We start from the raw sequence: 17465 nt of genomic DNA, 5'->3' as shown, positions 1-17465 counted from the left end.
CGTGGATACCCCACAGCACTTCGACGCGATCATCGTCGGTGCCGGCCAGGCCGGCCCCCCGCTGGCGGGCAGACTGACCGCTGCAGGTCAGACCGTGGCCGTCATCGAACGCAAACTCGTCGGCGGCACCTGCGTGAACTATGGCTGTATCCCGACCAAGACGCTGGTGGCCAGTGCGCACGCCGCACATCTGGCGCGCCGCGGCGCCGATTTCGGGGTCGGGACAGGGGAAGTCGCGGTCGACATGGCCGCGGTCAAGGCGCGCAAGGATCGGATCAGCGGAGGTGACCGCGAGGGTGTCGAATCGTGGCTGGAGGGGATGAAGGGCTGCACGCTGATCCGCGGCCACGCCCGCTTCGAGGATCCGCACACGATGCGGGTGGGGGAGCACCTGCTGACGGCGGACCGGTTCTTCCTCAACGTCGGCGGGCGTGCCGTCGCACCGGACATGCCCGGATTGGCCGACGTCGACTACCTGACCAACGTCGGCATTCTCGACCTCGACATGGTGCCCGACCATCTGGTGGTCATCGGCGGCAGTTACATCGCGCTGGAGTTCGCGCAGATGTTCCGGCGCTTCGGGGCGAAGGTGACGGTCATCGAGAAGGGCCCCCGGTTGACGTCGCGCGAGGACGAGGATGTCTCGGCGGCGGTCAGGGACATCCTCGAGGCCGAGGGCATCAATGTCGTGGTGGATGCCGACAGCATCCGATTCGCCAAGCAGGACAGTGGATTCACAGTCACGCCGCGCGAGGGTGCGGAGCCGATCGCGGGCAGCCACCTGCTCGTGGCGGTCGGGCGCCAGCCCAACACCGACGATCTGGGTCTCGACGCAGCCGGTGTGGACACCGACCGGCGCGGCTACATCGTCGTCGACGATCAGCTGCGCACCACCGTCGACCACATCTGGGCGATGGGCGACTGCAACGGACGGGGCGCGTTCACCCACACCTCCTACAACGACTTCGAGATCGTGGTGGCGAACCTGCTCGACGACGACCCGCGCCGGGTCAGCGACCGCATCACCACCTACGCGCTCTACATCGATCCGCCGCTGGGACGAGCGGGCATGACGGTCGACGAGGTTCGGCGTTCGGGGCGCAAGGCGCTGGTGGGCAAACGGCCGATGACCCGGGTGGGAAGAGCGGTGGAAAAGGGCGAGACGCAGGGCTTCATGAAGGTGGTGGTCGACGCCGAGACCGAGGAGATCCTCGGTGCGGCCATCCTGGGCGTCGGTGGTGACGAGGTGGTGCACAGCATTCTCGACGTCATGACCGCCAAGCTGCCCTACACGGCGATCTCCCGAACGATGCACATCCACCCGACGGTCAGCGAGTTGGTGCCGACCATGCTGCAGGACCTCGAGCCGCTGCGGTGACCGCGCGGCCCGCGATCAGCTGTCTGCAGACGGAGCTGACCCGCGCACCGAGATGCCGGCACGTCGCGACATCGGCGGACTGAACATGCTCGGGGCCGGCGTCGACGTCGGTGGCTGCGGCGGCGCCGAGCCAGAAGCCGAGCCGGTTGAGGTCCTGATCGCTGCCTGAGGAGCTGTTCCAGCCTGGCGGTAGGCCCAGACTGACCCACAGCATGTGGTGCTGGGCGGCGAATACTGCCAGCGACATCAGGGTCTGAAGCTTGTCGCCGCTTTTCGCGCCTGAGTTGGTGAACCCGGCCGCGATCTTGTTCTGCCAGGTGCCGTTGATGCAACGTCGGCCGGTCTTCTCGGCGAAAGCCTGGAATCCGGCGGATACGTTGCCCATGTAGGTCGGGCAACCGAACACCACCGCGTCGGACTCATCGAGTTCGTGCCAGCCGTCGTCGGTGATCGCGTCGACGGCGATCATGGCGACCTCGGCGCCGGCGTCCCGAGCCCCGGCGGCAACAGCTGCCGCCAACGTCGCAGTGTGGCCGAAGCCGGAGTGGTAAGCGACGGCGACGCGCGGTTCGGGTAGCTCGGTGACTGTCATGGTGTTTCACCTCTGGTGGCAACGATCTGCCGACGGCGGGCGAGCCAGTCCGGCAGAACGTCTTCGTTCAGGTACGCCTCGAGTCTGTCGAGGTAGGCATGGGTACCGCCGCGGAACCCGGTGGCGTTGCGGATACCGAGGCCGCGATGGGTGAAGCGCAGGACGGTCTCCTGCCCGTCTGTTCGCAGTTCGTATCGGACCACGCCGTCCTCGACGATGGGCTGACACCATTGGTGTTCGAAGACGTTCGGCGGATCCCAGACCAGGATGCGGCCCGTCATCCGTTTTCGTTCCGGCGACAGCGGAGGCCCGTCGGCGACCATGTCGATCAGTCCGCCTTCGCGCGCGTCGATCGTCGTTTCGCCGAACCATCGGCGGCGTTGCGCCGGGTCGGTGATCGCGGCCCAGACCACGTCGATCGGGAACGGTAGACGTCGTTCGAAGGCCAGCGTGGCTCGGTCGCCGTCGATGAGAAGGCGTCCGCCGCGGTCGGTCTGCGAGTCTGTCATGGCTGTCCTCCGTGCTGTTCATGCAGGTGGCGTTCGAGCGCGTCCAGGTGGCCGCTCCAGAACCGTCGGTAGCGCTCGATCCAGTCGTCGATGGGTGCCAGGCCGTCGGCGCGCAGCGCGTAAACCCGACGTTGGGCATCGGGGCGGACTTCGACAAGGCCTACTTCGCGCAATATGCGCAGGTGTCGCGACACCGTCGGCTGCGTCAGGTCGGGCAACGTCGCGACCAGTTCGCCGGCCGTGCGCTCGCCGCTCATCAGCACATCCAACAGAGCCCGCCGGTTCGGTTCGGCAACGGCCTCGAAGACATCCACACCTATATATTACTCATTGTCTATATAGACGCAAAACTATTGACCGGGCCTTGACTGTGTTGCCGATCACAGTAATATGACCAGTGGTCATAGTCCCTGGGAGGCTCGATGCCGACGGTCACCTGGTCCCGGTTGGGTGGGGAGCGGCGTTCGGCGGTGGTGGACGCGGCGGAAGCGGAGTTCGCCGCACACGGGTTCTCCGGCGGCAGCCTCAACGTCATCGCTCGTCGGGCCGGCGTTGCCAAAGGCAGCCTGTTCCAGTACTTCGCCGACAAGCGAGACCTGTACGCCTACATCACCGATGTGGGCAGCCAGCGGGTGCGGGACTACATGGAGTATCAGATCCACGAGCTCGAGCCCGACCGGCCGTTCTTCGAGTTCCTCACCGATCTGCTCGATGTGTGGGTGGCGTACTTCGCCGACCATCCGCGGGATCGAGCGCTCCACGCGGCGTCGAGTTTCGAGGTCGACACCGACGCGCGGGTCAGTGTGCGGGCCGTCGTGCACCGCCACTACCTGGAGGTGCTGCGACCGTTGGTGCACGCTGCGCGCACCCGCGGCGATCTGCGGCCGGATGCGGACATCGACGCGTTGTTGTCGCTGCTGTTGATGCTGATGCCTCATCTGGCACTGGCGCCGTACGTCCGCGGGATGGATCCCGTCCTCGGACTCGACGAATTGTCCTCTGAACAACCGATTCTGGTGGTACGTCGCTATGTCGCAGTGCTGTCGGCCGCGTTCGGCTCCACCAACCCATCCCACCGAACCACCACAATCGCGCAAGGAGAAGCACATGGCTAGAACTCGCTCGGACTCATTGGCCGAAGGCGGGCTGAACTGGGCCAGCCTGCCGCTCAAGCTGTTCGCCGGCGGCAACGCCAAGTTCTGGAATCCGGCAGACATCGACTTCTCTCGGGACCGGGCTGACTGGGAAGCGCTCACGGAGTTGGAACGCGAATGGGCGACGCGCCTGTGCGCGCAGTTCATCGCCGGCGAGGAGGCGGTCACGCAGGACATCCAGCCCTTCATGGCGGCGATGCGTGCCGAGGGGCGGCTCGGTGACGAGATGTATCTGACCCAGTTCGCGTTCGAAGAGGCCAAGCACACCCAGGTGTTCCGGTTGTGGCTCGACGCGGTCGGCGTGACCGACGACCTGCAGCGCTTCCTCGACGACCTGCCGACCTACCGGACCATCTTCTACGAGGAGTTGCCGGAATCCCTCGACGCATTGCTGGCCGACCCGTCCCCGGCCGCGCAGGTCCGTGCGTCGGTGACCTACAACCACGTCATCGAAGGGATGATGGCGTTGACGGGATACTATGCTTGGCATCGGATTTGCGTGGACAACAACATCCTTCCGGGCATGCAGGAACTCGTTCGGCGGATCGGTGACGACGAGCGTCGCCACATGGCCTGGGGTACGTTCACCTGCCGTCGCCACGTCGCTGCCGATGACGCCAACTGGTCGGTGTTCGAGTCCCGGATGAACGAGCTCATCCCGCTGGCGCTGAAGAACACCGACGATGCGTATGACCTCTACGACGAGGTGCCCTTCCACCTCGAGAAGGACGACATGCAGCAGTATGCCGCCGACAAGGGGATGCGCCGCTTCGGCACCATCAGCAGCGCACGGGGGCGGCCACTCGGTGAGATCGACGTGGATTACTCGCCGCTTCAGCTGGAGGACACCTTCGCCGACGAGGACCGAAAGTCGCTGGCCGCCTCAGCGTAGGTGCGCTCACGCGCGGCGCTGCACCAATAGCGTCTGCGCGCAGGTGCCGATGAAGCCCTCACGGTCGAAGATCTCGGCCGAGGTGAGGCCGATACCGTCGGGTCCGATGGAACCCTTTGCGCGCAGTGCGAAGTCACTGCCTTCGGGCAGGCGGTGTAGATGCACGACGGTGTCGGTGTTCATGAACATGAATGCCTCGGGGTCCAGCGCCGCGCCGATCCCGTTGGCGGAATCGACCACCATGGCCAGCCGTTGCAGCGCCGTGGTGGGTTCGTCGTCGACTAACGGGACGAGCGGGGTCAGCCAGACTTCCGGAGTGGCAGTTCCGGTGGTCGCCTGTCGGCGCCAGCTGACGGTCTCGAGATAGCCGGGGGCACCCTCCCACGCGTGAGCGACCTCGGTCGCCTCACCCTCGACCAGCGGCGGATAGCGGTCGGTGGTGATGTCGGCGGTGTCAGCCGTGGCAAGCAGCCACGCCGTCACGCGGGCTACGGCCCGACGGCTGCCGTCAGGTCGTTCTGCCGCCATCTCCGCACACATCAACGAGATCCGCGAGCCGGGGCGCTCCACCCAGGCGCGGACCCGGACGGTGGATACCGGGATCGCGCCGAGGATGTCGAGCGTCAGGCGCCCGACGCGCAGACCGGTGCCGGCGGAGAGTTCCTCGATGGCCTTGGTCAGCAGCGCCAGCGGCGGGGAACCGTGCTGGATCTGCGGATCCCAGTTGCTGCGTGTCCCGTCGGTCGAGGTGAAGATCGACCACTCGCCCTCGGTGCCCTGACGATGGAACAGGCAGTCGGTCATGCAGCCGGCTCGGCGCGCAGCACGGAGTCGGGGTCGCCGTCGTCGAGCGCTTCGGGCCAGCCCGGGTACGGCGGGGGAGTGCCGCCGAAAGCCGGGCAGAGTGACTGGTGCGCGCACCAGTTGCACAGTCGTGACTGGCTCGGCCGGAAGTCACCGCTCGCACCCGCGGTCTGAATGGCTCGCCATATCGCCATCAGCGTCTTCTCGAACCGCTGCAGTTCGTCGAGGTCGGGGGCGTAGTCGAGCACCTGACCGTCGGCGAGATACAGCAGTCGCAGCCGGGTGGCCAGCACGCCGTGCGCACGCAGCAGCGCGACCGCGTAGAACTTCATCTGGAACATGGCCTTGAACTCGGCCAGCGCCCGAGCCTCGGGCGGCGCCTTGCCCGTCTTGTAGTCGACGACCCTCAGCTCGCCCGTCGGGGCGACGTCGATGCGGTCGATGAAGCCGCGCAACAGCGTCCCGTCGGCGAGTTCGACCTCCACCCGTTGTTCACAGCTCTGCGGTTCGAAGCGGGTCGGATCCTCCAGCCGGTAGTAACCCGAAACCAGGGCGCGCGCCTGGTCGAGCATCTCAGCGCGTAGCTCCGCGTCGATGTCCTCGGTCAGCGACGGCTGCTCGGTGACCACCCGCTCCCAGGCCGGCGCCACCAGCGACACTGCCGTCTCGGGGACCCGCTGCGCTGCGGGAAGGGCGTACAACTGCTCCAGCGCGGCGTGCACGATGGAGCCTCGCACCTGCGCCGTCGATGACGGTTCCGGCAGGCGGTCGATCGCCCGGAAGCGGTACAGCAGCGGACACTGCTTGAAATCGGCTGCCCGCGACGGAGACAACGCGGGCCTGCGTACCGGTGGCTCTGCCGGCCGGCGGACCGGCGGTGCCGGTCCCGACGCGCCCTCCTGTTCGGTCGGCTCACTCATGGCATTCACCCTAGAGCCGGGGTCGGACAGATCCGGGTAACCCGGCCGCACCCGTCGGGGCGGCGGCTGGCAGGCTGGTCAGCTGTGCGCAGAACCGGTCCTTTCGCCGTCGGTGACCGCGTGCAACTCACCGACACCAAGGGCCGGCGCTACACGATGCTGCTCAAGCCGGGCGGCGAGTTCCACACGCACCGCGGCATCATCGCCCTCGACGACGTGATCGGGCTGCCCGAGGGCAGCGTCATCCGGGCCACGAACGGCGACCCGTTCCTGGTGCTGCGCCCGCTGCTGGTCGATTACGTGATGTCGATGCCGCGGGGCGCGCAGGTCGTCTATCCGAAAGACGCCGCGCAGATCGTCCACGAGGGTGACATCTTTCCCGGCGCGAGGGTGCTCGAGGCCGGTGCTGGATCCGGCGCCTTGACGTGCTCGTTGCTGCGCGCCGTCGGACCCGGCGGCCAGGTGACGTCCTACGAGGTCCGCGACGACCACGCCGAGCACGCGGTCCGCAACGTCACGACCTTCTTCGGCGAGCAGCCGCCGAACTGGGAACTGGTCACCGCCGACCTCGCCGACTACTCCGGCGGTGAGGTGGATCGCGTGGTGCTGGACATGCTGGCACCGTGGGAGGTGCTCGGGACCGTCGCCGACGCGCTCGTCGCCGGCGGCGTGTTGATGGTGTACGTGGCCACCGTGACCCAGTTGTCGAAGACCGTGGAAGCGCTGCGCGAACAACAGTGCTGGACCGAGCCGCGGGCCTGGGAGAGCATGCAGCGCGGCTGGCACGTGGTCGGCCTCGCGGTGCGTCCGGAGCATTCCATGCGGGGGCACACGGCATTTCTGATCAGTGCCCGCAGGCTGGCGCCCGGCGCAGTGGCGCCGGTTCCCACCCGCAAGAAACGCCCTTCGATCTGACGGTCTGCCGCGTGGCTCAGTCGTCATCCGGACGGCGCAGGCCGCGGCGCACCGACAGCAGCTCGACCTCGGGACGCGCCGCGACCAGGCGCTCGGCGGCATCGAGCACCTCGACCACGTGGGCACGCTCGCCGGAGACAACGGCCATGCCGACCCCGGCACGCCGGTACAGGTCCTGAGCACCCGTCTCGGCGGCGGACACCGTGAAGCGGCGGGTGAGTTCGGCGACGAGTGGTCGCACCACCGAGCGCTTCTCCTTGAGCGAGCGCACATCTCCGAGCAGCAGGTCGAATTCCAGCCAGCCGATCCACATCGGTCAGGGCGTCGGGGTCGGGGACGGCGGCGCAGGCGCCGGTGGTGGCGGTGCCGCGGGTGGACCGGGTGCCGGGTTCGGAGCCGGCGGACCGGGTTCCGGCGGCGGCTGTGGGGTTGGCGGCGGTGCCCCCGGGTCACCGTCCAGTTCCAGCAGCAGGTCGGCGGTCCGCCGGGTCAGCTGCCATGACTCGTCGGCCGGCGCGAACTCCATCGGGAAGGTGAACTCGCCAGTCTGGGGATTGCTGGTTCGAACCACAACCGTGGCCACGACGTTGCCGGGGTCGGCTTGCGACCAGGCCATGTCGCGGACCTCGAAGGTCAGGGGTAACGCACCGTTGTCGCGCAGCGCAGTGGCGAAGCGGTCGAGTCCGGCGGCTTCGTCGGCGGTGCCGTTCTCGATCAGGACGATCTTCTGGTCGCCGGGCAGGGCCGGATCGGCCAGCCGGCCCATCACATCGGTCAGCGCCGCCGGAGCCGGCAGTGGCGGCCCGCCCCGAGCCGGAGGGGCGGGTGGGGCGAGCCCGACCGACGGGGCGGGCGACGTTTCGACCGTCGCCGTCGTTCCCGCGGATTCGGGGTCACCGGACGGCGCGCACCCACCGAGACCGAGCGCCGCCGCAGCTGCGGCGGCGCTCAGGATCGCGACGGTATGACGCACAGCGTCATGCTTCGTTAAGAAGTGACAGAAGTAAAGATCAGCCCACGGCGGAGATGAGTGCCATCGCCGACGACTTGGACAGTTGCCAGCCGGTCGGGCTGGGTCCGGCGATGAACGTCAGCGGCTGGCTGGCGACCTGACCGGCCGGGGAGGCCGCGGTCACGAAGGCCGTGGCGACCGGGCCGTTCTGATCGATGTCGGCGATCGTGAAGGTCAACGGGAAGTAGCCCTTGGCCGCGGCGTTGTTGTAACCGCTGTCGGCCACCCTGGCCTCGATCCGCCCCAGGCCACCCTGGACGTAGCTGGACTTGGCGCCCGAGAACGATCCGGGGCCGGCCAGCGCGCTCAGCGTCGACATCAACGGACCCTGCAACTCGGGAGCCGGCGCCGCGGGCATCGGGGCATCGATGGCAGCCGGGCTGGCCGACGCGATTCCCGACCCCACTGCAATTGAGGTCACACCCACCGCCGCGGCACCCGCCAGCACGGTAGCTGCAGCCCCTGCGGTCAGGCTGTTCACGAGGCTTTTCAGGGTCACGGTTGTCCTTCCGTTCGGACGTTCGATCATCAGAGGTTAACAGTGTTGCTGGTGTGTCGAATTCCTAGACCACACACAAAGTCTGAATCGCCGGTAGCGTTGAAGTTGTTACCGCACCAACTTACGGTGCGGGGGAGGAGCGCAATATGAGTGAGTCCGAGCGTTCTGAAGCCTCTGAAGTCTTTGGGACACCCTCCGATAGCCGTCTGTCCAGCGAAGACGCTGCAGAACTGGAAGAACTGCGCCGGGAAGCGGCGATTCTGCGCGAACAGCTGGAAAGTGCGGTAGGTCCTGCGAGCGGGTTGCGCAGCGCGCGCGACGTGCATCAGCTCGAGGCCCGGATCGACTCGCTCGCCGCCCGCAACGCCAAGCTGATGGACACGCTCAAGGAAGCCCGCCAGCAATTGCTGGCCCTGCGCGAGGAGGTCGACCGGCTCGGCCAGCCGCCCAGCGGCTACGGCGTGCTGTTGTCCGTGCAGGAGGACGACACCGTCGACGTGTTCACCTCCGGGCGCAAGATGCGGCTGACCTGCTCGCCGAACATCGATGCCAAGGAGCTCAAGAAGGGCCAGACGGTTCGCCTCAACGAGGCGTTGACTGTGGTCGAGGCCGGCCACTTCGAATCGGTGGGCGAGATCAGCACACTGCGCGAGATCCTGTCGGACGGGCACCGCGCGCTGGTCGTCGGCCACGCCGACGAAGAACGGATCGTGTGGCTGGCAGAGCCACTGGTGGCCGCCGAGGACCTGCCCGAGGACGCCGCCGTCGACGGTGACGATCTGACCGACGACCGGCCGCGCAGGCTGCGTCCCGGCGACTCCCTGCTCGTGGACACCAAGGCCGGCTACGCCTTCGAGCGAATCCCGAAGGCCGAGGTCGAGGACCTCGTGCTCGAGGAGGTCCCTGACGTCAGCTACCACGACATCGGTGGCCTCACGCGGCAGATCGAGCAGATCCGCGATGCCGTCGAGCTGCCGTTCCTGCACAAGGAGCTCTACCGGGAGTACTCGCTGCGCCCACCCAAAGGCGTGCTGCTCTACGGCCCACCCGGGTGCGGCAAGACGCTCATCGCCAAGGCGGTCGCCAACTCGCTGGCGAAGAAGATGGCCGAGGTCCGCGGAGACGACGCCCGCGAGGCGAAGTCCTACTTCCTCAACATCAAGGGCCCCGAACTGCTGAACAAGTTCGTCGGCGAGACGGAGCGCCACATCCGGCTGATCTTCCAGCGGGCACGCGAGAAGGCCTCCGAGGGCACCCCTGTCATCGTGTTCTTCGACGAGATGGACTCGATCTTCCGCACCCGCGGCACCGGGGTCAGCTCGGACGTCGAAACGACCGTCGTGCCGCAGCTCCTCAGTGAGATCGACGGCGTGGAAGGGCTGGAGAACGTCATCGTCATCGGCGCCTCCAACCGTGAGGACATGATCGACCCGGCGATCCTGCGGCCCGGCCGCCTGGACGTCAAGATCAAGATCGAACGGCCGGACGCCGAGGCGGCCCAGGACATCTTCAGCAAGTACCTCACCGAGGATCTGCCGGTGCACGCCGACGACCTCTCCGAGTTCTCCGGAGATCGCGGGTCCACGATCAAGGCGATGATCGAGAAGGTCGTCGACCGGATGTACGCGGAGATCGACGACAACCGGTTCCTCGAGGTGACCTACGCCAACGGCGACAAAGAGGTCATGTACTTCAAGGACTTCAACTCCGGCGCCATGATCCAGAACGTCGTGGACCGGGCCAAGAAGTACGCGATCAAGTCGGTGCTGGAAACCGGTCAGCCCGGTCTGCGCATCCAGCACCTGCTCGACTCGATCGTCGACGAATTCGCCGAGAACGAGGACCTGCCCAACACCACCAACCCGGATGACTGGGCACGCATCTCGGGCAAGAAGGGCGAGCGGATCGTCTACATCCGCACCCTGGTGACCGGCAAGAGCAGCAGCGCCAACCGGGCCATCGACACCGAGAGCAACCTGGGGCAGTACCTGTAGGGACGTGCGCGTGCCGGTTGGGTGGTGACATCCGGCCGGCACGTCGTCATGTTGTCGGGTGCACGACGCATCGAGTTCATCTCCCTGACCCCCGCCGGTCGTCGATCAGGCGCACATTCATTGCGCCTATCGGTCCGAGTCAGGGAGTGAACAATGCAGGTCACAAGTGTTGTTGTCAGCGCGGCGACGGTGCTTGTCGCCGCAGCCCTCGCCGTCGCCGCCCCCGCGGCGGCACAGCCGAGCTGGGAGATGCCCGACGTCGAGGGCGAGGTCCTGCAGGATGCGTGGGACACGGTCGTCTCGACAACCGACGGTGCGGTGGTGCCCGAAACCGCGACTGCCGAGGGCCCGCCCTTCGAGCAGTTCAACCTCACCAACTGGGAAGTGTGCTCGCAGTCGCCCGACGAGGGTGACGAGATCTCGGCGGAGTCGCCGCCCGAGTTCGAGGTCATGCGTCCGGGCGCCTGCTGAGCGTCAGCGCACCAACGAGTAGCTGTTCGTGAGGTCGTCCTGCAACACCTGGGCGGCCTCTGTGCTGGTGTCGATGCGCAGTTCCTCGTCGAGGACGCGGGTCCGGTACGACCAACCCTCGGGCAGTCGCAGCCGATCACCGAGACCGGCCAGGTCGTCGAAACCCAGCGTCGGATCGACGACCCGGCTGTAGGTCTGCATGACCCAGCGCCCACCCTCGGCGTCGAGCAGTTCGAAGACCGTGCGGCCGGGGCGGTAGATGAATACCGCATGGCGGTTGACGGTGTTGGGCAGATACGGTCCCGGGTTCATCGACGTCAACGCCACGGTCGCCTGGCGCAGCATGTCGATGCCGCCGAACGTGACCACCTCGCGCCGGCCCGTCATGTCCTTCTCCACGGTGTCCATCAGCCAGTACCGGGGACCGTTGAGCAGGGCGGCGTCCGCACCGTGCTCTCGTGCGATGGCGTCGGCATCCAGCCGGGACCACAACCCGGCGGGACAGTCGTTGAGGGGGAAGGTGTTGTACACGGTGGCCTCCGGGCCGTTGTCCCCGACCCGGACGAGCAGCACCTCGCCATAGCGCTTTCGCCAGAAATCCTGCACGGTCGGAAATGTAGCCGCCGACGGGTGCCTCTCGCCTCGAAAGGCGTGTCCAGAATGGGAAATTGTTCCCATATCCAGGTTGATCAGGGCTCGCTAGCGTCGAGAGCGTGACGATTTCGCGACCCGTATGGGCGGCGCTCACCCTGACGATTCCCGTCGTCGCCGGCTGCCAGTTCTCCTTCTCGGCCGGCGGGCCGGACTACGAGAAGCTCGAAACGACGATGGCCGACGAGCTGAACACCCAATACGGGTCCATCTCTCAACGAGTCTCCGCAGTGCGCTGCCCACGCCCCGACGAGACTCCCAAGACCGGTGACAGCATCACGTGCGTGGCCGATCTGGCCGGCAATGATGTGCGTGTGGAAGCCACGTTCACCAGCGACGACTATGACGTGAACTTCGCCACCATCGACACCGTGTACGACCTGGGTGACACCGCAGACGGCCTCGCCGACGACATCTCGGCCGAGTACGGGTTCGACGTCAGCGTCGAGTGCGGTGACGGCATCAAGATCGTCGAGGTGGGCAGTACCTTCGAATGCGAGGCTGCTGACCGTAGCGGCGACACCCGCCCGGTCGTGGTGACCGCCGGGGGACCCGACGAGAACGACCAGTGGGAGGTCATCGAGTAAGCCGCGACGGGCCGCTGTCGCTGCCGATCTGGGATAGCCTGCCTGCCAATGGCGGGTTTGACATGGCGGCGTGAGCTCGGCGAGCGGCTCGCGCGCGCATGGCGCCGGGCTGAGCACGGCGGCGGCCAGGTCGTCGTCGTGGTCGGTGATCCCGGCATGGGAAAGACGACCATGCTTTCCTGGCTCGCCGAGCACATCGGTACTGCGGCCCGCACGGTGACCTGTCGGGGTGGTGACGCCGCGGCCGCGCTGTCCACCGCCGTCGACATCGCGACCGGCTGGCCGCAGCCGATCCGGGCGCGGATGAGGGCCGGTGACCTCGACCCGATGCACGCCGCCGAAGTGTTGTGCGAGGGATTCGAGACGGCGCACGGCGCTGCACTCCTGGTCGACGACGTCCACGCGGCGGACCCCGCCAGTCGCACCGCACTGAACCTGGCCCTCCGCCGTGCGGTCATGAGCGGGGTGCTGGTGGTGGTCACCGGACGCCGGGTGCCGTCGGTGCACGCTTTCGCCGAGGGCTTCGTGGTCGAGGAACTCGGCGGTCTCGATCCCGCCGATGCGGCGGCGGTGCTCGAATCGACCGGTGTCGAACCGATCGCGCCGGGGGTGGCCTCGCGGCTGATCGACCTTGCCGCCGGGAACCCGCTGGCGTTGGCGCAACTGCCCCACGCGCTGTCGCGCGAACAACTCGCCGGTAGGCAGCCGCTTCCCGACGAGATCCCGCTCCTCGGCGACCTCGCCGCAGCATTCACCCGCTATCTCCCCCCACCGGGCAGCGGCGCACGCGAGCTGCTGGACCGTATCGCCCTGTCGTCCGACGACTCCTGGTCGTGCATCGAGTCGTCCGCACTGGTCGACCCGGAGACAGCGCTCGAAGAGCTCGAGAACCTCGGCCTGGCTGAGCTGTCCCACGGTCGGCTCACGCTGCACCACCCGCTGTTGCGCAGCGCCGTGATCGGAAGCATGACCGAGCATCGACGACGGCAACTACACCTCGAATTCGCCGACTCTGCGGCGCTTTCGGCCGAGGTGAAACTGGCGCATCGGGCTCGAGGGACGGTTGGGCCGGACGAGGATCTGGCCGAATCGCTGGTGCAAGCCGCGGCCCGGATGCGCGCTGGTCGCGGAATCGAATCGGCCGCCCGCATGCTCGACCATGCGGCGCAGATGACTGGAAGTGACGCCCGCCGAGGTCACCTGTTGCTCGAGGCCGCGGAGTTGCTCGGTGCCGCCGGGGACGCCCAGGCCGCCCGGTACCGTCTCGAAGCTGTTCTGGCCGAGGAGCGCTGGGCCGATCTCCACGTTGCCGCCACGCTCACCCTGGCCACGCTGGAAGCCGTCGACGGTGCACCCGCGGCCGCCCAGCAGCGACTCATGGAGTGCGTCGCGGTGGCGGCACCGGATCAGGTCGGCGTGGTGGAGGCCCGCATGGCCATCCCGCTCGGAATGCTCGGATTGGTGCAGCAGATCATCGAATCCGCCGAGGCGGCGGTCGCGCACACCCGGCCCGGCTCGGTCGAGGCCGATGTTGCGCGCGTCGTCCTCGCGCACGCCGCCAGCGCCAGGGATGAGGGCCGCGCCGGAGAGTTCGTCGACTCGCTCGAGCCGCTCGATCTGGTCGCCGCCATCCGCCACGACCCACTGGTCGGTTTGCATGTCGGACGCGCGATGGCCATCGCCGAACGCTATGCCGAAGCGACCACGGCTCTGACCCGGTTGATCGGCTCCCTGCGGGCCGAGGGGGCGCGTGCCTCGCTTGCGATGGCCTATGGGGCACTGGGGGAGAACCACATTCGGGCATCCCGGTTCGACGACGCGTTGGTGTGCCTGGACGAAGCTGTGGCGTTGTGCATGGGAACCGGGCAGCGCGCGTTCGCGCCGTTCTGGCTCGGGTTGCGAGCTCGCGTCGCGGCGGTCCGCGGTGACGACCAGGCCGCGCAGGCCGATCTCGATCTCGGATTCACGATCTCGGATCGGCAGTCGACGTTCGGCGCACGCTACTTCCTGCTGGCCAACGCGGGCTTGACCGCGTTGACCGAACGCCGCGACGACGACGTGATCGCCAAGCTGGGGGAGTGCTGGGCGTTCGAGCAGGCCGGTGGATTACTGGCACCGCAGGTGGCCAGGTGGCACGTGGACCTGGTCGAGGTCTACTCCCGGCGGGGGCGCCACGACGACGCCGTTCCCCTCGTCGAGCACCTGGAGACTGTCGCCGCCGCCTCCGGTGTCAGCCGCTGGACCCGGGCGACTGCCCGACGTGCCCGCGCGCTGCTGTGTGCGGACAGCGAACCGGAACGCGCCGGGTGCCTGCTCGACGAGGCGGTGTCGATCTTCGATCCGGAGATCGACGCCTTCGACCGTTCGCGCGCGCTGATGGACAAAGCGCGCGTCTGCACCGACCCGGCGGCTCGCGACCGTAGCCGTACCGAGGCGCTGTACGGCTTCCGGCGGATCGGTGCGTCGCCGTGGGCCGCCCAGGTGAAGGCCGACGACCGTGCGCCGCTCGACGAACTCACCGACGCCGAACGCCGCATCCTCGACGAGGTCGCCCAGGGCTTGACCAACCAGCAGATCGCGAAGCGGTTGCACCTGAGCGCGAAGACCGTGGCCAATCACCTCTATCGCGCCTATCGCAAGCTCGGTGTGTCGTCGCGTACCGAGGCGGCGCGGCACATGCTGTTGCACGACGGACGCGCGGATCAGTTGCGCTCCAGCGCAAGATAGGCATCCCTGCCCGCCAAGCTCACCGCGACGTCGGCAATCAGCGGGTCGAAGAAGCGCTGCCGGTACAGCGGGTCGACGCTGGTACTGACCGTGAAGTACAGACCCGACAGCACCGCGACGAACAGCGAGGTGTGCACGACAGTCTGGGGGATCGGGATGTTGATCCCGAACCACGTTCCGGCACAGGGCGGTTCGCCGACAGCGCAGGACGGTTCCGCCGACCACAGCACGGTGACCTCGTCGGGGATCGCGATCATGCCGAGCGCAAGGAAGAACGCGAACAGGCCCGCGGTGAACAACACGACCTGGATGGCCTGGGCGACGACCATGACCGCAACGACGTTGAACTGCTCGCCCAACGACAGCGCGGTCCGCGCCGGTGGTGTCGCACAGGCGCTCTGCAGCGGTGTGCCGACCAGCAGCGCGGCCGGGTCGGTGTGTTCGGACCTGTCCCTGCGCAGCTCGGCGACTTCGTCGCGAATTGTGGCGATCATGAACAGCAGGGCCACGATGCTCAGGAAACCGATTGTCTGCCAGAGTCTTTCGCGGCTCATTCGGGCTGACAGCTGCCAGAGCTCGCCGGTGAAGTACACGACGACGGTCAGCATCAGCAGCGGTAGCGCCCGGCTCATCAGAGTGCCCAGTGCGCCGAGCTGAACCCAGGCGAACCGAAACGCCCACAACGCGATCGAACCGAAGCCGACGTAGGTCAGCCAGATCGCCACCAGCGACACGGCCAGGAAAACCGGTACTTCGGCCAGCGCGTCCGCCGACCAACCCTCCGACACGATGGGCACCACCAGCACGAACATGCCCATCACCAGCAGTGCGCCGGTGCGTCTGCCGGCTTCGGAAGCGGCGGTCCCGCGCTGGTGCAGCGCGTGCAGCCCTGAGGGGGCGGCGGCCAGCACCGCCGCGATGGCCGCCAAGCGCACCAGATAGCCGACATCCGGTTCGGCGCTGGTCCAGTCGGCGAGCAGCATGGTCAGCACCACCAGTGCTCCGACTCCGGCCACGACCGGCGCCGAACGGGCGATCAACTGCCGCGACCGGACCCGCCGGGTGAGTACCAACGGCAGCCCGCGGTGCAGGAACCACTCGTGCACCGCTGCGGCGTTCGGCGCCGACTCGATCATGTCGCGGTCGCGGTCGCGGTCCGGTAGCGGTCCCGCGCCACCAGGGTCAGCAGCAACTCCTCGACGAGCGGATCGAGATACTGCGCGCGGTACTCCTTGTCGCCGACCGCCCGCGCCGCCAGGTACATGAACGTCAGGGCGGTCAGGAACATCACCATCTGGATCAGGGCCTGCGGAATCGGCAGCGTCATGGTCAGGATCTCGCCGTCGAAGCGGCCCTGCCCGGTCAGTTCGATCAGCAGGTTCGGGCTGATCAGTATCAGCCCGAACACCAGGAAGATCAGCCCGGTCGACAGCGCGACGGTGAGCACTCGCACGAATTGCGACAGTGCCAGCACGAACACGACGTTGATCCGTTCGGCCTTCGACAGTGGTTTACGTCGCGGCCGGTCGGGCAGCTGCTCGAACGGCGTGCCCACCAACATCTGCGCATGCTCGGGTCGCTTGGCCTCCGGGGCGAGGATGGGCCTGACCTGACCCATTGTTCCCGACAGCAGGAACGATGCGGCGATCAGGACGAGGAACAGCAGGGCCAGCCACAGCCGGCCCCGCGTCACCGTGGCCGCCATCTTCCAGGCCGGCCCATTGAAGAAGACGAGCATGGTCAGCAACAGGACCGGCAGCGCCCGCACGAACAGGTCGCCGATCGAGGCGAGGTTGGTCAGCATGATGCGCACCGCCCACCCCAACACGGCGCCGACGCCCGACGCGGTGCACAGCAGGATCGCCGCGATGACGATCGCCTCGGTGATCGCGTCCACCAGGACGTGGGGACTGGGTCCGCCGAAGATCGCCCCCAGCGCCGCCAGTGCGAGCGACACCACCACTGTCGCGGCCCTCAACCCGGAGTCGGAGATGCGGGACACCAACCACCCGGCGACCGAGGCCACCGGCACGACGACGACCACGACGGCGAGCACGAACCACTCGGCGCGGGTGGGGCTGCCGTCGATGTCGATGGTGTGCTTGCCGGTCACTGCGACCACGATGATCGAGAACAACATCATCACGCCGAACGCGGCCAGAGCCGGCGCGGAGCGCAGCCAGACCCTCCGGACCAGCACGCCCGGACGCAGCACGTACGGGAGACCGCGCTCGAGGAACCAGCGTTCGGCCGACTCGCGCTGATCGGTGGTGATCATGGTGGGTCAATCTCATCACGGCATCCGGTGCAATGGCGGTATTGACCGGCGTGAGCACAGTGGCCACCTGCTACTGCGTTAT

19 protein-coding genes are annotated in these 17465 nt (G+C 67.5%); 8 read left to right on the top strand and 11 right to left on the bottom strand.

Annotated features, from left to right (window positions below; all coding sequences use genetic code 11):
• Window position 1 precedes the first annotated feature (1 nt).
• On the top strand, window positions 2–1378 hold the full coding sequence (locus J3476_RS00780; RefSeq protein ID WP_207064727.1) for an FAD-containing oxidoreductase: 1377 nt from the start codon (window positions 2–4) through the stop codon (window positions 1376–1378).
• Here the strand turns inward: J3476_RS00780 and J3476_RS00775 are convergent.
• The 3 genes from J3476_RS00775 to J3476_RS00765 are packed head-to-tail and all read right to left on the bottom strand — an operon-like array spanning window position 1329 to window position 2793.
• Window positions 1329–1970, bottom strand: a complete 642-nt coding sequence (locus J3476_RS00775; protein ID WP_207064726.1) for a flavodoxin family protein — start codon at window positions 1968–1970, stop codon at window positions 1329–1331. The genes J3476_RS00780 and J3476_RS00775 overlap by 50 nt on opposite strands.
• Window positions 1967–2479, bottom strand: coding sequence for an SRPBCC family protein (locus J3476_RS00770; protein WP_207064725.1), 513 nt, complete (start codon window positions 2477–2479; stop codon window positions 1967–1969). The genes J3476_RS00775 and J3476_RS00770 overlap by 4 nt, the downstream gene beginning before the upstream one ends.
• A complete protein-coding gene (locus J3476_RS00765) occupies window positions 2476–2793 on the bottom strand; it encodes a helix-turn-helix transcriptional regulator (RefSeq protein WP_207064724.1) in 318 nt (105 codons plus the stop codon). Before J3476_RS00765 ends, J3476_RS00770 begins: the two co-directional genes overlap by 4 nt.
• Before the next feature lie 108 nt (window positions 2794–2901).
• Between J3476_RS00765 and J3476_RS00760 the strand changes: the two genes are divergently transcribed.
• Complete coding sequence (locus J3476_RS00760) at window positions 2902–3594, top strand: TetR/AcrR family transcriptional regulator (RefSeq protein ID WP_207064723.1); 693 nt, start codon at window positions 2902–2904, stop codon at window positions 3592–3594.
• Window positions 3587–4525: a R2-like ligand-binding oxidase gene (locus J3476_RS00755; protein ID WP_235682244.1), complete on the top strand. Its 939-nt coding sequence runs from the start codon at window positions 3587–3589 to the stop codon at window positions 4523–4525. The genes J3476_RS00760 and J3476_RS00755 overlap by 8 nt, the downstream gene beginning before the upstream one ends.
• Before the next feature lie 6 nt (window positions 4526–4531).
• On the opposite strand, the gene J3476_RS00750 is transcribed toward J3476_RS00755, so the two are convergent.
• A complete protein-coding gene (locus J3476_RS00750; RefSeq protein ID WP_207064722.1) occupies window positions 4532–5329 on the bottom strand; it encodes a thioesterase family protein in 798 nt (265 codons plus the stop codon).
• Window positions 5326–6249, bottom strand: a complete 924-nt coding sequence (locus J3476_RS00745) for a RecB family exonuclease (RefSeq protein ID WP_207064721.1) — start codon at window positions 6247–6249, stop codon at window positions 5326–5328. Before J3476_RS00745 ends, J3476_RS00750 begins: the two co-directional genes overlap by 4 nt.
• A gap of 84 nt (window positions 6250–6333) precedes the next feature.
• Between J3476_RS00745 and J3476_RS00740 the strand changes: the two genes are divergently transcribed.
• Entirely contained in the window at window positions 6334–7164 is an 831-nt protein-coding gene (locus J3476_RS00740; protein ID WP_207064720.1) for a tRNA (adenine-N1)-methyltransferase, read from the top strand.
• Window positions 7165–7180: 16 nt separating this feature from the next.
• On the opposite strand, the gene J3476_RS00735 is transcribed toward J3476_RS00740, so the two are convergent.
• Genes J3476_RS00735 through J3476_RS00725 form a run of 3 tightly spaced genes read right to left on the bottom strand, consistent with a single transcriptional unit; the run spans window position 7181 to window position 8675 of the window.
• On the bottom strand, window positions 7181–7477 hold the full coding sequence (locus J3476_RS00735; protein WP_207064719.1) for a DUF503 domain-containing protein: 297 nt from the start codon (window positions 7475–7477) through the stop codon (window positions 7181–7183).
• Window positions 7478–7480: 3 nt separating this feature from the next.
• Window positions 7481–8137, bottom strand: a complete 657-nt coding sequence (locus tag J3476_RS00730; protein WP_207064718.1) for a hypothetical protein — start codon at window positions 8135–8137, stop codon at window positions 7481–7483.
• A gap of 37 nt (window positions 8138–8174) precedes the next feature.
• The gene (locus tag J3476_RS00725) at window positions 8175–8675 is read right to left on the bottom strand and encodes a hypothetical protein (protein WP_207064717.1); all 501 of its coding nucleotides are present in this window, start codon (window positions 8673–8675) and stop codon (window positions 8175–8177) included.
• Window positions 8676–8821: 146 nt separating this feature from the next.
• Between J3476_RS00725 and arc the strand changes: the two genes are divergently transcribed.
• A complete protein-coding gene (gene arc, locus J3476_RS00720; protein WP_207064716.1) occupies window positions 8822–10669 on the top strand; it encodes a proteasome ATPase in 1848 nt (615 codons plus the stop codon).
• 153 nt (window positions 10670–10822) lie between these two features.
• Entirely contained in the window at window positions 10823–11140 is a 318-nt protein-coding gene (locus J3476_RS00715) for a hypothetical protein (RefSeq protein ID WP_207064715.1), read from the top strand.
• Window positions 11141–11143: 3 nt separating this feature from the next.
• Here the strand turns inward: J3476_RS00715 and J3476_RS00710 are convergent, their stop codons facing one another.
• The gene (locus tag J3476_RS00710; protein WP_207064714.1) at window positions 11144–11746 is read right to left on the bottom strand and encodes a hypothetical protein; all 603 of its coding nucleotides are present in this window, start codon (window positions 11744–11746) and stop codon (window positions 11144–11146) included.
• Between the two features lie 107 nt (window positions 11747–11853).
• On the opposite strand from J3476_RS00710, the gene J3476_RS00705 reads away from it, so the two are divergent.
• Both J3476_RS00705 and J3476_RS00700 read left to right on the top strand, forming a co-directional pair.
• Window positions 11854–12378 (top strand): DUF4333 domain-containing protein, encoded by a 525-nt coding sequence (locus tag J3476_RS00705; RefSeq protein ID WP_286182465.1) that lies wholly within the window; start codon window positions 11854–11856, stop codon window positions 12376–12378.
• Window positions 12379–12426: 48 nt separating this feature from the next.
• Window positions 12427–15105: a LuxR family transcriptional regulator gene (locus tag J3476_RS00700; RefSeq protein ID WP_207064713.1), complete on the top strand. Its 2679-nt coding sequence runs from the start codon at window positions 12427–12429 to the stop codon at window positions 15103–15105.
• On the opposite strand, the gene J3476_RS00695 is transcribed toward J3476_RS00700, so the two are convergent.
• Together J3476_RS00695 and J3476_RS00690 are read right to left on the bottom strand one after the other, a co-directional pair.
• A complete protein-coding gene (locus J3476_RS00695; RefSeq protein ID WP_207064712.1) occupies window positions 15081–16241 on the bottom strand; it encodes a hypothetical protein in 1161 nt (386 codons plus the stop codon). The two genes, J3476_RS00700 and J3476_RS00695, sit on opposite strands and share 25 nt — an antisense overlap.
• Window positions 16238–17383: a hypothetical protein gene (locus J3476_RS00690; protein ID WP_207064711.1), complete on the bottom strand. Its 1146-nt coding sequence runs from the start codon at window positions 17381–17383 to the stop codon at window positions 16238–16240. The genes J3476_RS00695 and J3476_RS00690 overlap by 4 nt, the downstream gene beginning before the upstream one ends.
• Window positions 17384–17465: the final 82 nt, after the last annotated feature.

The organism is Mycobacterium sp. PO1, from assembly GCF_017312405.1.
Lineage (GTDB): Bacteria > Actinomycetota > Actinomycetes > Mycobacteriales > Mycobacteriaceae > Mycobacterium.
Note: the sequence above shows the minus strand (reverse complement) of the source record. Positions and strands in the feature narration are given on the sequence as shown.

What these genes read in the sequence shown, in the direction of transcription:
- J3476_RS00775 (WP_207064726.1), bottom strand. Translation starts at nt 1,970, where the DNA reads ATGACAGTCACCGAGCTACCCGAACCGCGCGTCGCCGTCGCTTACCAC.
- J3476_RS00770 (WP_207064725.1), bottom strand. Translation starts at nt 2,479, where the DNA reads ATGACAGACTCGCAGACCGACCGCGGCGGACGCCTTCTCATCGACGGC.
- J3476_RS00760 (WP_207064723.1), top strand. Translation starts at nt 2,902, where the DNA reads ATGCCGACGGTCACCTGGTCCCGGTTGGGTGGGGAGCGGCGTTCGGCG.
- J3476_RS00755 (WP_235682244.1), top strand. Translation starts at nt 3,587, where the DNA reads ATGGCTAGAACTCGCTCGGACTCATTGGCCGAAGGCGGGCTGAACTGG.
- J3476_RS00750 (WP_207064722.1), bottom strand. Translation starts at nt 5,329, where the DNA reads ATGACCGACTGCCTGTTCCATCGTCAGGGCACCGAGGGCGAGTGGTCG.
- J3476_RS00745 (WP_207064721.1), bottom strand. Translation starts at nt 6,249, where the DNA reads ATGAGTGAGCCGACCGAACAGGAGGGCGCGTCGGGACCGGCACCGCCG.
- J3476_RS00735 (WP_207064719.1), bottom strand. Translation starts at nt 7,477, where the DNA reads ATGTGGATCGGCTGGCTGGAATTCGACCTGCTGCTCGGAGATGTGCGC.
- arc (WP_207064716.1), top strand. Translation starts at nt 8,822, where the DNA reads ATGAGTGAGTCCGAGCGTTCTGAAGCCTCTGAAGTCTTTGGGACACCC.
- J3476_RS00715 (WP_207064715.1), top strand. Translation starts at nt 10,823, where the DNA reads ATGCAGGTCACAAGTGTTGTTGTCAGCGCGGCGACGGTGCTTGTCGCC.
- J3476_RS00700 (WP_207064713.1), top strand. Translation starts at nt 12,427, where the DNA reads ATGGCGGGTTTGACATGGCGGCGTGAGCTCGGCGAGCGGCTCGCGCGC.
- J3476_RS00695 (WP_207064712.1), bottom strand. Translation starts at nt 16,241, where the DNA reads ATGATCGAGTCGGCGCCGAACGCCGCAGCGGTGCACGAGTGGTTCCTG.
- J3476_RS00690 (WP_207064711.1), bottom strand. Translation starts at nt 17,383, where the DNA reads ATGATCACCACCGATCAGCGCGAGTCGGCCGAACGCTGGTTCCTCGAG.